Annotated in this window: 13 protein-coding genes; 12 read left to right on the top strand and 1 reads right to left on the bottom strand. The window is 48.1% G+C overall.

Annotated features, from left to right (window positions below):
* Positions 1 to 4: 4 nt before the first annotated feature.
* From ACCC71_RS11755 to ACCC71_RS11740, 4 genes are all read left to right on the top strand, one after another.
* Positions 5 to 1,444, top strand: coding sequence for an aldehyde dehydrogenase family protein (locus ACCC71_RS11755; RefSeq protein ID WP_434309813.1), 1,440 nt, complete (start codon positions 5 to 7; stop codon positions 1,442 to 1,444).
* A gap of 11 nt (positions 1,445 to 1,455) precedes the next feature.
* Complete coding sequence (locus ACCC71_RS11750; RefSeq protein ID WP_434309812.1) at positions 1,456 to 2,874, top strand: glycerate kinase type-2 family protein; 1,419 nt, start codon at positions 1,456 to 1,458, stop codon at positions 2,872 to 2,874.
* A 1-nt stretch (position 2,875) separates the two neighbouring features.
* Positions 2,876 to 4,156, top strand: coding sequence for a phosphopyruvate hydratase (gene eno / locus ACCC71_RS11745; protein WP_434309811.1), 1,281 nt, complete (start codon positions 2,876 to 2,878; stop codon positions 4,154 to 4,156).
* A gap of 73 nt (positions 4,157 to 4,229) precedes the next feature.
* Positions 4,230 to 5,546, top strand: a complete 1,317-nt coding sequence (locus ACCC71_RS11740) for a hypothetical protein (RefSeq protein ID WP_434309810.1) — start codon at positions 4,230 to 4,232, stop codon at positions 5,544 to 5,546.
* Here ACCC71_RS11740 and ACCC71_RS11735 read toward each other — a convergent pair.
* Positions 5,513 to 7,876, bottom strand: a complete 2,364-nt coding sequence (locus ACCC71_RS11735; RefSeq protein ID WP_434309809.1) for a PRD domain-containing protein — start codon at positions 7,874 to 7,876, stop codon at positions 5,513 to 5,515. The genes ACCC71_RS11740 and ACCC71_RS11735 overlap by 34 nt on opposite strands.
* 423 nt (positions 7,877 to 8,299) lie before the next feature.
* Here ACCC71_RS11735 and ACCC71_RS11730 point away from each other — a divergent pair, with 423 nt between their 5' ends.
* The 8 genes from ACCC71_RS11730 to ACCC71_RS11695 all read left to right on the top strand — a co-directional run bounded on the left by ACCC71_RS11730 (position 8,300) and on the right by ACCC71_RS11695 (position 14,738).
* On the top strand, positions 8,300 to 8,707 hold the full coding sequence (locus tag ACCC71_RS11730) for a PTS sugar transporter subunit IIA (RefSeq protein ID WP_434309808.1): 408 nt from the start codon (positions 8,300 to 8,302) through the stop codon (positions 8,705 to 8,707).
* Positions 8,704 to 9,204 (top strand): PTS sugar transporter subunit IIB, encoded by a 501-nt coding sequence (locus ACCC71_RS11725; protein ID WP_434309807.1) that lies wholly within the window; start codon positions 8,704 to 8,706, stop codon positions 9,202 to 9,204. Before ACCC71_RS11730 ends, ACCC71_RS11725 begins: the two co-directional genes overlap by 4 nt.
* Before the next feature lie 66 nt (positions 9,205 to 9,270).
* Positions 9,271 to 10,023, top strand: a complete 753-nt coding sequence (locus ACCC71_RS11720) for a PTS mannose/fructose/sorbose/N-acetylgalactosamine transporter subunit IIC (RefSeq protein WP_434309806.1) — start codon at positions 9,271 to 9,273, stop codon at positions 10,021 to 10,023.
* A complete protein-coding gene (locus tag ACCC71_RS11715; protein ID WP_434309805.1) occupies positions 10,016 to 10,849 on the top strand; it encodes a PTS system mannose/fructose/sorbose family transporter subunit IID in 834 nt (277 codons plus the stop codon). Before ACCC71_RS11720 ends, ACCC71_RS11715 begins: the two co-directional genes overlap by 8 nt.
* A gap of 120 nt (positions 10,850 to 10,969) precedes the next feature.
* Positions 10,970 to 11,845, top strand: a complete 876-nt coding sequence (locus ACCC71_RS11710; protein WP_434309804.1) for a class II fructose-bisphosphate aldolase — start codon at positions 10,970 to 10,972, stop codon at positions 11,843 to 11,845.
* Between the two features lie 25 nt (positions 11,846 to 11,870).
* Entirely contained in the window at positions 11,871 to 12,917 is a 1,047-nt protein-coding gene (locus tag ACCC71_RS11705; protein WP_434309803.1) for a zinc-dependent alcohol dehydrogenase, read from the top strand.
* Between the two features lie 2 nt (positions 12,918 to 12,919).
* Positions 12,920 to 14,080 carry a hypothetical protein gene (locus ACCC71_RS11700; RefSeq protein ID WP_434309802.1) on the top strand — a complete coding sequence of 387 codons (1,161 nt, stop codon included), beginning with the start codon at positions 12,920 to 12,922 and terminating at the stop codon, positions 14,078 to 14,080.
* Positions 14,049 to 14,738, top strand: a complete 690-nt coding sequence (locus ACCC71_RS11695) for an HAD family hydrolase (RefSeq protein WP_434309801.1) — start codon at positions 14,049 to 14,051, stop codon at positions 14,736 to 14,738. The genes ACCC71_RS11700 and ACCC71_RS11695 overlap by 32 nt, the downstream gene beginning before the upstream one ends.
* Positions 14,739 to 14,745 lie beyond the last annotated feature (7 nt).

Genomic DNA, 14,745 nt, shown 5'->3' with positions numbered 1-14,745 from the left:
GGAGATGGATTTTTCAAAACTGCAATATCGCCAATACATTGATGGAGCCTTCGTAGAAGGAGACTCTCGCCTGGAGACAATCATCTGTCCCGGAAACCTGGAAAAAGTAGGAGAAGTAAAGCTTGCCGGAGCGGCGCAGGCAACCGCCGCGCTGGAAGCCGCCAAGCGGGCGTTTCCCATCTGGTCGTCCATGAGGCTGGAGGAGCGCGGGGAATGGATCTTTAAGCTGAGAGATGCTATCGAAGAAGAGCGGGAAAATCTACATACCTTGCTGGTGCGGGAGTCCGGCAAATTGAATGGACACAATACCTTTGAGATCGACAGCCTGATCAACTACCTGACCTACTTTCTAGAGCAGGCAAAGTGTGATCAGGATACCATTTTAAGGGATATCAGCGGCGGAAAGGGATGTTATCCGGTTGTGCGTGAACCGGTAGGCGTGGTCGTCGCCTGCTTGGCATGGAATTTTCCAATGCACAATCTAGCGACAAAGCTGGGGCCCATTCTTGCCTCCGGCTGTACCTGCGTGATTAAACCGGCTACGAAAACACCGCTGTCCACCTTGTATTTTGGCACTATTTTAGATCGCATCGGCTTCCCCAAAGGGGTGATCAATCTGATCGCCGGAGATGCAAAAGAAATCAGCGATACTTTGATTTCCAGCAAAATCCCCGCCATGCTGACGATGATTGGTTCCACTCAGGGAGGACTGAAGATGGTACGGGATTCCGCAACCTCCGTAAAACGTTTTTCCATGGAACTGGGCGGAAACGCTCCCGTGATTGTCACTCCTACGGCAGATCTGAAGGCAGCGGCAGCCCATACAGTGGGAAATAAAATGCGGTGCGCGGGCCAGACCTGTACGGCCCCACAGAGAGCGTTCGTTCATCGGGATGTCCTTTCGAAATTTACAGAATTGTGCGTGGCGGAAGCGAAAACCGCGGTATGCGGAATGGGAGACGAAGACGCTAATGTCGGCGCTTTGATCAGTGAAGACGCAGTAAAACGTATGGAACAGATCGTGGCGGATGCCGTGGAGAAAGGCGCGTCCGTACTTGCCGGAGGAGAAAGGCCAAAGGACAAGAAGGGGCACTATTTCCTTCCTACGATTCTGACCAATGTTACCAGGGAGATGCTTGCCTACAAAGAAGAAATTTTTGGGCCGATTTTGTGTATCATGCCCTACGACGATCTGGATGAAGCAATCGCCCTGGCGAATGATACAGAATACGGTCTGGCGTCGTACGTCTGGGCAACCAATTATTATGAGATCAATCGAATTGTGAAGGGGTTGGAGTACGGAGTGGTCAATGTGAATGGTCCCGGAACTGGTGCGAACTATCCCCATGCCGGGTGGAAGAACAGCGGGATTGGAGCCGATGGCAGCAGCTATTCCCTGGAAGAATATACCCGCCGAAAAGGCATCCGTATTTCTCTGGCATAAGGAGGGAAGGTATGGAGCCTGCAATTCGAAATAAAAAAGAACTTCTTTCTGCCGGTGATGTGGAATCACGGAAAATCATTTTGGAAGCGGCGGAGAGGACGTTGCGCATGCTGAACGCCGAAAAACGCATCGAATCCATTTTTAAAAGAGAGGGAAGCGTGGTTTCCATCGGCGCAAAAAGCTGGGATCTGGCGCAAAAAAGAAACGTCTATCTGATCGGGGCAGGAAAGGCCTGCAATGCGATGGCCATGGCGGTAGAGCATGTCCTGGGGGAATATCTGACGGATGGGATCGCTATCGTAAAGATTGCGGAAGATTCCGACGATTTCAAAAAGACGAGAGTGTATGTGGGCGGACATCCCGTTCCCAATGAAGCGGGGCTTTCTGCCTGCCGGGAAGTACAAAAGATGATCGACGGCGCCAACGAAGAGGACATCTTTTTTTGCGTCATGAGCGGCGGCAGTTCTGCTCTGATGGGGTGTCCCCTTCCGGGCATTACCCTGGAGGAAGAAGCTCGGACAACGGATATTTTGCTAAAAAGCGGTGCGAATATTCGGGAAATCAATGCTGTACGGAGACATATCTCTGCCATGAATGGAGGGCGGATGGCCCAGAAGATCGCGGACAAGAGAGCGGAGCTGGTTGGATTTAATATCAGTGATTCCGTCGCTTACGGGCCAACAAAGGATATTTCGATTCCGTGGGAAAATTTCTCGGCGACGCCTATGGGGCCGGATCATACTACGCTGGAAGATGCGATAGGAGTGATTCGGGATTATGCCTTGGAGGACAGGCTTCCAGCGTCGGTGACGCGCTATTTGAAAACTTGTGGGCCGGAAGGGGAAACCCCGAAAGCATTTCCACAAAATACCTATTATCAGATTGATACCTTGCCGGATTCCTGCGTGTTTGCTATGCAGGCAGCGGAGCAGATGGGGATTCCAGCCATCGTTCTCACCACTTATCTAGAGGGTGAAGCGGAGGATGCCGGTCGTTTTATGGCAGCCATTGCCCGCCAGATTCAGCAGTATGGTCAGCCGGTAAAAGCGCCTTGCCTGGTATTTTGCGCCGGCGAGGTGGTAACGACCATTACGGATAACCGTGTGATTCGAGGGCACGGCGGCCCTTCCCATGAGATGGCTCTAGGTTTTGCGGCAGCCGCGGAGAAGATTCCCGGCGCATGCTTCTTGTCCATCGATTCAGAAGGGACGGACGGGACGACTCCGGCAGCCGGAGGAATTGCGGATTCAAAGACAATGGCGGCTCTGGAGGCGGCGGGAATTCACTGGCCGGAAGTGATGAGGAGTCACGCTTCCCATGAAGCCCTGAAGGCGATCGGGGGAGCTGTATTTACTGGAAACACCGGTACGAACGTTTGTGATTTCAATATTCTTTACGTGCCGGAAGGCGTATTGGCGGAAAGGAAATAGCATGAATACAACAATAAAAAAGATTACAGCCAGGCAGATCCTGGACTGTAAGACCAGACCGATGTTGGAGGTCGATGTATATACGGAAGGAGGAGCGGTAGGAAGAGGTTCTGCTCCCACGGGAACCTCTGTCGGCATGTACGAAGCTTTTGTCCTTAGGGACAATGACCCTCTGGATTATAAAGGAATGAGTGTACATACCGCAGTAAAAAACGTTCAGGAGATCATCGGACCAGCGCTGATTGGCATGGATGTGGAAGATCAGGAAGCCATCGATCAAAAGATGATCGAGATGGACGGTACCCCTAACAAGTCCAAACTGGGGGGAAATACCATTTACAGCGTATCTGTGGCATGCCTGCGCGCAGCAGCGGCGGCAAAACAGATGCCGGTATACCGCCACTTGGCTGGAGAAAATCTGAAAATTATTCCGTTGCCAACATTTAATGTAGTAAACGGCGGACATAATGGGGAAATCATACAGCCGTTTAATGAGTTTATCTTTGTTCCAATCGGAGCTTCCTGTGTGGAAGAAGCGGTGTCCATGGGAGTGTCTGTGTTTCAGGAGCTGAAGACGGTAATCCGCGCTTATCTGGGAGGGGCGGAGCCGTTGGTAGGCGGTTCTTATGGCTGGGGAGCGCCCAGTGAAGAGCCCCAAGTCGTTTTAGAGCTGATGAGCCAAGCAGCAGAACAGTGCGGCTTTGCGGGAAAATATGCATTCGCCTTGGACTGCGCGTCCAGTGAAATGTACGAGGAAGAGACAAATACTTACTGGCTTCATGGACAGAGAGTGCCGAATACGGAAATCATTTCCTGTGTAAAGGCTCTTACGGAGAAATTCCCCCTGGTTTTTGTAGAAGATATGTTGGGAGAAAATGACTGGGAAGGTTTTGCACAGGCGCATAGGGAAATTACTAGGACCAATCTGATCGGGGACGACCTGATTGTAACCAATTTGGAGCGTCTGGAACATGCCATCTCTCTAAATGCCATCGATGGATTTATTTTAAAACCCAATCAGGTTGGTACAATTTCAGAAGCACTGAAAACATATCATTATGCCAAGTCCAAGGGATTGATGGCGATTCCTTCCGGACGTGCCGGAGGCGCTGTGGACGATGTGGTCGCAGATATTGCGCTTGCGCTGCAAGGGCCCATTTCCAAGAATGGCGCGCCCAGATCAGGAGAGCGCCTGAACAAAATCAACTCTTTGCTCCGTGCGGCCGATGTGAATGAGGGAAGCCGCTTGGCGGATTTTTCTTCCTTGATTCGTTATCAGTGATTGGACGGATGGGAATAGAGGCGCATATGCAAAGGCATATGCGCCTTTCTGAAAGCTGGAAAAGGTGGACAAAATGAAATTTGATAGAATAGAATATACAACACCAAAAAACTTAAATAGGATAGAACCGCATATGGTGCGCATTCGTCAGAAGTTTCATGCGCCGCGTTTGGAGCATCCGTGGGAGGCAGCTGCAAAATCCCTCCGTGCGTTGCCTCTGCCGGACTTAGCCGGAAAAAGAGTGGGAATCACCGTGGGGAGCAGACGGATTGCCAATCTTCCTAATATTCTGCAGGCTGTCGGACTGGTTCTAAAGGAAAAAGGCGCGGCGCCATTTCTAATTCCTGCCATGGGAAGCCATGGAGGCGGCACGGCGGAGGGCCAGATTGAGATGCTGAGAAGGCTTGGCATTACAGAAGAAAGTACAGGGCTGCCGATCGTATCCAGCATGGAGGTCCAGGAAGTTGGCTGTCTGCGGGATGGGATGCCGCTTTACGGCAGCGTAACCGCCATGAAGGCGGATTATGTGATTGTCTGTGGAAGAATAAAACCCCATACTAGCATTCGCGGTCCCTATGAGAGCGGGCTGGTAAAGATGATGACCGTAGGGCTGGGCAAACATAAGGGTGCGGCCGCTTTCCATCAAAGAGGCTATCATCGTCTGGCGGATACGTTGGAGGAGGCGGGGCCGGTATTGCTGCAGGCATATCCAGTGCTGTGCGCCATTGGTATCGTGGAAAACGCATATGACGAAACCATGATTGCGGAGGTGATTCCGAGAGAGCGGATTCTGGAAAGAGAAAAGGAACTGTTGTTGATTGCCCGGGATAGCATGCCGCGATTTCTGGTGGATGATATCGACGTTCTTGTTGTGGAGCGCATTGGCAAGGATATCTCCGGCGGCGGAATGGATCCTAATATTACGGGGAGATCCATTACACCTTTACCGATCGTTCCCAAAGTGCCGGTTGGTCTGATTACGGTTCTTTCCCTGACAGAGGCCGCCCACGGCAATGCAACGGGACTAGGCGGGGCGGACATCACGACGATAAAAGTGGCGGAACAGATCGACTGGGGCGCTACCTATACGAATGGATTTACCTCAGGCGCTTTAGCCGCTGTAAAATTGCCGGCGCTGGTAAATTCAGACCGGGAAGCCATCGCTATGGCGATTTGCTGCGTGCCCAAACCATCTTTCGATCAGGTAAAAGTGGTCTATATTCAGGATACCCTGCACTTGAACGAAATCCTGGTATCCGATCCATACCTTCCTCAGTTGAAAGAGCGGGAAGATATTGAGATTCTGGAAGAGGGATTAAGATTTGTTTTTGACGAGGAGGGAAGCATCCGCAGCGCTTATAAGAAGTCGGTAAACATCTCTACCAGATAGGCCAATTCGGTGTCGGGGATTTCGACATTAAAACGATTTTGAATGGATTTCATGCCATCCAGGACGATTCGCGTCAGCTTCCCGTTGGCCTGGAGATAGCTTTTGGCTTCCTTGTACGGAAGATATTGCCCGCGGATACACCGTTCGATGAGAAAGGAGGAATGGACAATAAAACGGGTAGCCAGATTATCACTGTATGCGATGTGGGCCTGCTGCAGAATTTCCAGTAAACTGTCGTAAAGCGCTTCGTATATTTTATTGCAGTCCAGAAAGACAAGGGAATCGCTGATCAGGGATTTGATCCTTGAAGCAATGCGGCTTTCTGTAATAAGCGGGGAACTCTCGTGGTAAGGAAGGCTTTGGCCGAAACCGGACAATGGCGCAAGCGGGTCGTCAAAATAGAAGAGCGCTTTGCGCAAAATGTCTGGTGAGAGGCGGTTGATAAAAAGAATATTATTGCCAAATTTCTGATAGACAGAACGCACGAATTCTTCGTCTAGAATCTCATCGCTGATTATGACAAACTCATCCCTTTCCAGAATTCCGGACATCTTTTCCAGGATATTTCGGATCTGCAATTCGTGCTCGCGTCCCAGTGTATTGCTCTTATAATGAAAAAAAATCGGTTGATTTTCAAAAAGCAGTTCTTTGGCAAATCGGCGGTATAGCTCTATCATTTCGTTCCATCCACAAAGCACAACAATTTTAACCCGGTGTTTGGCTGCATTTCCAGCATTTTGCAGATAAAGATGGATATATTGCTTTTCCACGATAGGAAGAGTAATAAAATACTGGTTTTCAACCAGATGAATGATCGCTTGCTCCGCAGACGAAAGCTCCTCCTCGGAAAAATTCTCGTCGGAAGAAAAGGAAGAAGTATAACTATGATTGGCCAAAGCATCTATGATGGTAAGAAGATGGCCGGCAAGACCGCTGTAGAGCTGCGTTGCCAGTGTTTCGGACAGATCAGATGATACAAGGGGAAGCAGGGAGCGCATCATGATCTTAAAAGGGCGGGTGTTTTGCAAAGTCTTATAAATATCTCTGCAGTAGGCGATATCTCCCTCCACCTGCTGAATGACGGAGCCGTATTGCTGCGTCTTGGATAAATGACGCTTGTTTTGATGCAACAGGCCGTCTGTATCCAGTTTTTCTTTGCGGAGACGAGTATAGATATCCAAAGTTTTACGCGGCTTAAAATCGAAATGATTCAGAGGTATTTTCGTTTCAATACTCCGAAGAGTGGAGATAATAGCATCAATTTCATAGGTATGATTCATGATAGAATCTGGAATATCCTGAAGGCGCACAGAAAGAATCTGGCCGCAGGGATAGCTGCGGTAATAAGCATTCTGGCAGGTCTGGCGAACTGCATCATTGAGCGAGCGGAGATTTTTGGGATAATCCGCAATTAAAAAAGATTGGAAACAAGGCTTATCCAGATGAATATGGATTCCCAAAAGATTGCACTGCTGCTGAAACGCGCTTAGAACAAACAGAATTCGTTCTTTTACCGTGCGCTCATTTAAAGAGGGCAGGCGTATCTGAATGGGAGTGGGGTAAATATCGGAAAGCAGACGGCTGGATGTATTTTCCGATTCGCTGGTGAATGCGACGGCACGAATCTGTTGCGGGTTATCAAGGCGCAGGGAATTGAGCCATGCCAACGTTCGGGAAAGAAACTGGGGCGAGGCGTGATCGGTATGAAGGAAACAAAGACACGCCCTGGCACATTTAGGAGTGTTTAAAAAATCGTCTAATTGCTGCTCGGCAGATGAAGAATTCATGTCAATCCAGATAGGATCCGTCGCATGATTCTGTATTTTTTCCAGTTCAAACAGCGCGTTGCAGAAACTTTGTTTGCCAGTACCCAGAGGCCCATAGATGGAATAAAAATGTGGCCCAATCGGGTACATAGCGGTACGGATGGCCGCATCCGAAGCAAGAAAAAGACTTTCATTTATCCCGCCGCCAATCAGCTGAGAAAAGGACGTGCAGGGGATTCTGGAAGAGGATTTTCCTTCGGAGGCTAGCAGGCTGTGAAGATGGGAAGCATCTTCGATATCAGAAGGCAGATTGGAAATGCCAAAATAATCGCATATGGTTTTTGTGGCCAGATAGTAGGTGGGCCTGCCATGGACTTTGATAAGAAAACTGGAACGATGCAGCACATTTAAAGCGCGGGAGACCGTGCTTCGATTATAATTCATATCAATGCTTAACGTAAGAGCATCGGTATCAATATTGGAAAAATCCATGGATAAAAGCAAACGAAGGGTTTTCTTTTCAATGCGGTCTAATAATTGGGAATTCAATGATTGGGAATTCATTGGGCAACCTCCTGAATGCGGGGACGGGTATCCGGTGTAAAAGCTGTCTATATTATAAAAAATGAAAAAGGTATATGTCAAGCTGTCGGGATTTTTGCTGTGGGAATCCTGTGGTCAGAGGGAGACGGATTGCGGAAAAGGACAGAAATAGTGTGCAAAAAAGAGGACAAATTTTATCACACAAAAAGAAGGAGCGTTCGGAATGGGAAAAAAGGGGACGAAAGAAAACGAGAGAAGCGGAATCGCCTGATTTGAAAACGCAAAAGTCGGTGAAATATGCAAAAAGAAACAAAAAATAATGCACAAAATAGGAAAAAAGATGAGAAGGACGGACTTTTGACAAGCAAAAAATCCTTTTGCTATACTATGGACAAATCAATGCAGCGAATGCACAGATTCAATGAAATCTAGAGGAAGGAGGGAATGAATGTGCAGTGTGCGGAAAAGATTCTGATTTGTACCCATGGCAAATTTGGAGAAGAGCTGAAGCGGTCTGCAGAAATGATTGCGGGAAGTATGGATAAAGTAGAGACCTTTTCACTTCTCCCCGGTATGGATCCGGAGATATATGCCGGGGAAATCAAGAATGCTCTGGAAAATTGCCCGGCTGCCATATGCCTGGTTGACCTGATTGGCGGCACTCCATTCAATGTGACGCTTCAGTTATCGGCAACATATCCGATTACCGTCTTAACCGGATTAAATATGACGATGCTGTTGCAAACTTATGAAGATATGGATGAGGTCTCTTATGAAGACCTTCCCGGGCAGGTGATGAATGAATTTCATGACAGCGGGAAAATAATCAGTTTGAGAGGAGCGCCAACATGAGAAGAGTAGAATTGATTCGTGTAGATTTCCGAATGATTCATGGTCAGGTGATTGTGAAATGGCTGAAGAAGACGGGTGCGAATAAAATTGTCGCAATCAATGATCAAATTTCGGTCGATCCGTTTTTAGCAGATATCTATAAACTTTCTGCTCCGGCAGGAGTTTCTATTGAAACCTTGTCCAAAGACGATGCCATTTCGTATCTCAATGCAGATACGGATGCCAATGAAAGATGCTTGGTTCTGCTAAAAAATGTGGAGGACGCATATTACTGCTTCCAAAATGGGATGCCGATGAATCATCTTCAAATCGGAGGTCTTGGCGCCGGCCCCAACCGTATCAATGTATACGGTGCGATTACGCTGGATAACAAGGATGCAAAAACATTAAAAGAGATGAAAGACGCAGGAGTTGAGGTTTATTTCCAGCTGGTTCCGGATGAGAATAAAGCGAGTCTGGAAAAGATTTTAGGTAAATATAATTTCAACTTCAGTTAGAAGGAAAGAATAAGGAATATAGACAGGATAGAATAACGTTCTGATAAATGAAAAAGGAGAAAAAGAATGACAATTGCATTAGCGATAGCAGGCGGCCTTTGTTATTTCCTGGGTACCTGTCGAGTTGGTTCTGGAACATATCATTCTCTGGGTTCCGGGTGTTTTATCGGTTTTATTTGTGGTCTTGTATATGGTGATGTTACAACTGGTTTGATTATCGGCGCTTCCATTAACTTGGTATATCTGGGCGTTGTTGCTCCGGCCGGCCAGATTCCTTCGGATGAAATTATGGCGGAATCTGTTGCGATTCCATTGGCGTTGGCAGGTGGAATGGATGCGGAAACAGCGGTGGCGCTGGCGGTTCCTTTTGGCCTGCTGGGCGTTTTCCTGGATCAGATTCGCAGAACTTCGAATATTTATTGGTGCCATCTGGCAGATAAATATGCGGAAAAAGGCGATGGAAGAGGCATTTTTATGTGCGGAACGATTTTTCCGTTAATCGTATCTTTCTGTATTCGTTTCATTCCGGTATTTATTCTTTTGCAGCTTGGCTCTGACGCGGTCAGCAATCTGCTGGCAATGATGCCCGCATGGCTGACGGCTGGCCTCAGCGTTGCAGGCGGTATGCTCCCGGCAATTGGATTTGCCATTATCCTGAAGACGGTAGGAAATGCAAAACTTCTGCCCTATTTCTTCATTGGTTTCTTTGCTGTACAGTATCTGGGAATTAACACCATGGCGGCGGCTGTCTTCGGAATCTGCATTGCCCTGCTGATTTTCTTTACCAGTACGAAAGGGGAGGTTGGAGTCAATGGCTAAAACAAAAGAAATAAAAGATTTGACGAAAAAAGATTTATTTAAGACTTATTTGTCCTATTATACCACCAACGAGATGAGTAACTCTTATGAGCGTCTGCAGAATATGAATTTCTGTATTACCATGATGCCTCACCTGAAAAAATGGTATGGGGAAGGAACCGAAGAATATAAAGATGCGTTAAAGCGGCATCTACAATTTTTCAACACCGAATGTACCATCGGCGGAATCATTCCTGGTATTGTTCTTTCCATGGAACAGAAAAAAGCGGCCGGCGCGGATATTCCGGAGGAAGCGATCACAGGAATCAAAACCGGTTTGATGGGACCGATGGCGGGTATTGGAGACTCTCTGATTCGTTCTACCACGAAATCGACGGTTCTTGCCATCGCATGTACTCTGGCTCTGTCCGGCAGCGTGCTAGGCGCTTTCTTCCCGCTGATTTACCCCTGTATTATTATCGCCGTTGGTTTTTACATGATGACTTTGGGCTATAACCTGGGACGCGATGCGGTAACAAAGGTTCTCCAGAGCGGCCTTTTCAAGAAGATTATCAATGCAACCAGTGTTTTAGCCATGTTTATGATGGGAGCGCTTTCTTCCTCGTATGTAAAGCTGAAAACGCCTCTTTCGTACCAGCTTGAAAATGCAGCGGAAGCCGTAGAGATACAGGCTTTGCTGGACAAAATTTTGCCGGGAATCCTTCCGTTATGCTGTGTATTTGGGGTATATTTCTACCTTGCCAAGGGCGGTCAGAAATATTCCAGAATTGTATGGATTATGCTGGCGATTGCTTTGGTCGGTGCATTCCTGGGTATCTTTGGCTAAGACGCCGTTGTAAGACCATCGTATGATGACTGTACCGCCAAATGGTTTCTATATACTATTTGGCGGTATTTTATTCGAAAGGAAATTCTTTGTTTAAAATGAAAGTTGGAGGAAAAGAAAATGATTATTCCTATGCACGAACTGCTCCAGGATGCAAAGCTTCACCATTATGGCGTCGCTGCTCCGAATGTTTTTAACCGAGAGACGATAGAGGCGGCTTACCAGGTAGCAACGGAGCTTCACGCTCCCGTAATCCTGGATGTACATCCGGTTCATGGCATTTATGAATGCGCATGTATCGCAAAATTTTTTGAAAAGAAATACCCTAAGGCAGTGGTCGCATTGAATCTGGATCATGGCAGTACTTTTGAACAGGGAATCCAAGCGATCCATGCGGGCTTCTCGTCGGTTATGGTGGATCGTTCCACACTGCCTTTTGAAGAGAATGTGGCACAGGTGAAAGAGATCGTCAAGATCGCGCATGCAGTCGGGGTATCGGTAGAGTCTGAATTGGGTCATGTCGGACAGGGAGATGAGTATGCAGAAACCCGCGACTCTGGATTGACGCATCTGGATGAAGCGGCGGCTTTTGTGGAGCAGACCGGCACGGACTGTCTGGCGGTTTCGGTGGGAACATCCCACGGTACATATAAGGGAACGCCCAAACTGGAATTTGAATTGCTCCGCACGCTTTCAGGACAGCTTCCGCTGCCTTTGGTCTTGCATGGCGGCTCCAATACAGGCGATGAAAATCTGGTAAAAACCATTGCATGCGGTATCTCTAAAATCAATTTAAATACCGATTTGAATGAAGGCGGTCTGGCGAGTCTGAAGAACATTTGCGAGCAGGATTTCTGCCGTCAGGTACAGGGCCCGAAAGGGGAAATGAATACAAAACGTATGAATCTACAGATGGCCATGGAAGGCGCGGCCAATGGATGGAAGGATACATTGATTCACTATGTCAAGCTGTTTGGCGGAGAAAATCGGGCGTAAAAATCAGGCAGGAAAGGAAATAGTTATGGATATCAAAACAACAAAAACGGCGGTTCTTCACGGAAAAGAGTCGCTGACGATGGAGGAAAGAACGCTTCCGGAACTAGGGCCGGATAGTGTTCTCGTAAAAATTCAGGCATGTAATATATGTACTTCCGAGTATGGCGTATACAATGGAAGCCGTACCCGTCCGTATCCATTGGTGTTCGGTCATGAGTGGTCCGGCACGGTGATGGAGGTGGGAAGCAATGTGGATGATTTTGTACCGGGTGATTTTGTAGCCTGCGGGTATGAGTTTGACCCCTCGTCTCCCGAATCGCTGGAAGGAAGAACCGGCGAATGCCGACATATTAAAACAGCCAATGATTTAAATCCGGACGGATATTATGGCAACGCGGGCTTTGCGGAATATGCGGTAAAATCGAAAGTCGGCTTGTACCATATAAACAAAGGCGTCGACCCTTCGATTGCGGGCCTCCTGGAACCAGTCGCCTCGATTCTATACGGAATGCGGAAGCTTCAAGTAAAGCACGGAGAGAACGTCGTCGTTATTGGCGCGGGAACCATGGGTCTTTTAAACGCGTTGATGGCCAGAGAATATGGAGCCAACGTGATGATCACGGAATTAATCCCCAAAAAGATTGAAGCAGCGAAAGCCTGCGGTCTTACGACGATTGATTCCTCTGCCTGCGATCCGATCGAAGAAGTAAAGAAGCTGACTGGCGGGAAAGGCGCGGATGCGGTTATCGTTGCCGTTGCCGCTCAAGCGGCGACGGATCAGGCCTTTGAGATGCTGAAAGCAAAGCGTGGACGTGTTCTCCTTTTTGCGGCAGGATTTCCCAGCCCGAAGATCAGCCTGGATGTGAATACCATTCATTACCGTAAGATCGATATTATCGGTACTTTTGGAGCAGATCATATGGATTTCTTAGCGGCGGCGGACGCGATCAATTCCGGAAAAATCAATTTTGCGCCGGTTATTGAAACACATATTCCTTTTGAACGCATGGAGGAAGCCATGAAGGCTGCCTGCGTACCAGGGGCTTATCGGGTTTCTGTGTGCATGGAATAAATATGGGGGACGTCAATCGGGTCGTGGTATATGGCGCGGGAAATATCGGCCGGGGAATCGTAAGCTGCCTTTTTTCACAGGCAGGGTATCGGTTGCTTTTTTACAGCAGAGGAACAGAGAAACTAAAAGCGATACAACAATCCGGCGGATATTCTGTGTACATCCAGGAAAACGGGAAAAAGATATCGCAAAAAATAGAAGGTTTTGATATATTAAGCAATGAAGCCGCGCTGATACAGGCGCTTGCGGAGGTTGATCTTGCTGCTTGCTGCCTGTATCCGGCGGCGTTTCGGGATGTGGCCAGGGTACTGGCTGCATCCGCAAGGGAGCGCAGAATTCGAAACAATAAAAAAACGCTGATCGTTATGTTATGCTGTAATGAGCCCGGCGGCGCCGCCAAACTTCAAGATGATTTTCAGGAAGAGTGGAAAAAACAGGGGGGAAGCGGAAACGAGCGTACCGTCCGGATTCTGCCCACGATTGTGAATTCTGTTGGTTTTCACACGGAGATCCAGTCGAAATTTGACGTGATGATATCGTCTAATGGCTATCTGGAGGTGGAACTTTCCGATGAGGATGCTCAGATATTCCCCGCAGTAGAAGGAATTCGTAGGATTCCGGACGCGGAAGGGTATTTGTGCAGAAAGTTGTATCTGGGAAATATGTTTCACACCTATGCGGCATTGCTTGGCAAAGAACGGGGATATCATTGGATGAAACAATGCTATGCGGATGTGGAAATAAAGCGGAAAGTAAAGAGGGCATTTGCAGAAAGTGAAGCGGCATTGTTAAAAACATACAAATATCACGCCGCGGAATATCAGAATTGGCGGGAGATGATGCTGGCAAAGATGGATATTCCATCGGAAGATGACGTGGAGCGGGTTCTCGCAGACTTGCCCCGAAAGCTGCGGAGAAGCGATCGTCTGCTTGGGCCATTGCGTCTCTGTATTGGCAAGGGGTGTGAATACAAGGAACTGCTGCAGGCGGTGACACTGGGCCTGAATTTTTTAGCGAGAGAAACCCATTCGAAAAAGGGGCGGGATTGGTTGATTTCCGTTTGCGGATTGGAACCAGAGAATCCCATCGACCAGACAATCATCCGGCTGCTTACAGCCGAGGAGGCGCAATATGGAAAGTGCATTGAAAGCAGTAATATTTGATATGGACGGCCTGATGTTTGATACGGAACATCTTTCTACCAAATGCTGGATGCAGACAGGGAGGGACCTGGGAGTTCCGATTACCGAGGAGTTTCTCTGTATGGCGCGAGGCCTGACGCGGGCGGAATATCAGCGCTATTTTGAATGCCATTTTCAGGGGAAGCTGGATTACCGGACGGCAATGGATCACAAATTGAAATTGTTTTGGGAGACAATTGATCGGGATGGGGTGGAAAAGAAGCCGGGATTGGAACGGTTGCTGGGGTATCTCGTGGAGCATGGGATCGACACGGCGCTGGCGACGGCATCCAGACAGGAAACGGTAGAAAAATATATGGCGATTACAGGCCTTCAACATGTTTTTTCTGTGAAAGTATTTGGAGACAGCGGCGTCAAGGGGAAACCTCATCCGGACATTTTTCTGCGCGCAGCGAAAGAATTGCATGCGGCCCCGGAAGAATGTATTGTTTTGGAAGACAGCATCAATGGCGTTCATGCCGGATTGAACGGAGGGTTTCATACCATTATGATTCCAGATATCGCACAGCCGGACAAACAGCTCCGGGACCGCGTTGCATTGTGTGGGAAGACGCTAAACGACGTGGTGGATTTTCTAGAAGAAAAGAAGGATTCAAGGGGAAGATTTCTTTTGAAATAAATAAGGA

It is taken from the genome of Hominifimenecus sp. rT4P-3 (assembly GCF_051055405.1).
Classification (GTDB): domain Bacteria; phylum Bacillota; class Clostridia; order Lachnospirales; family Lachnospiraceae; genus Pseudolachnospira.
This window is presented reverse-complemented; position numbering and strand designations above follow the sequence as displayed.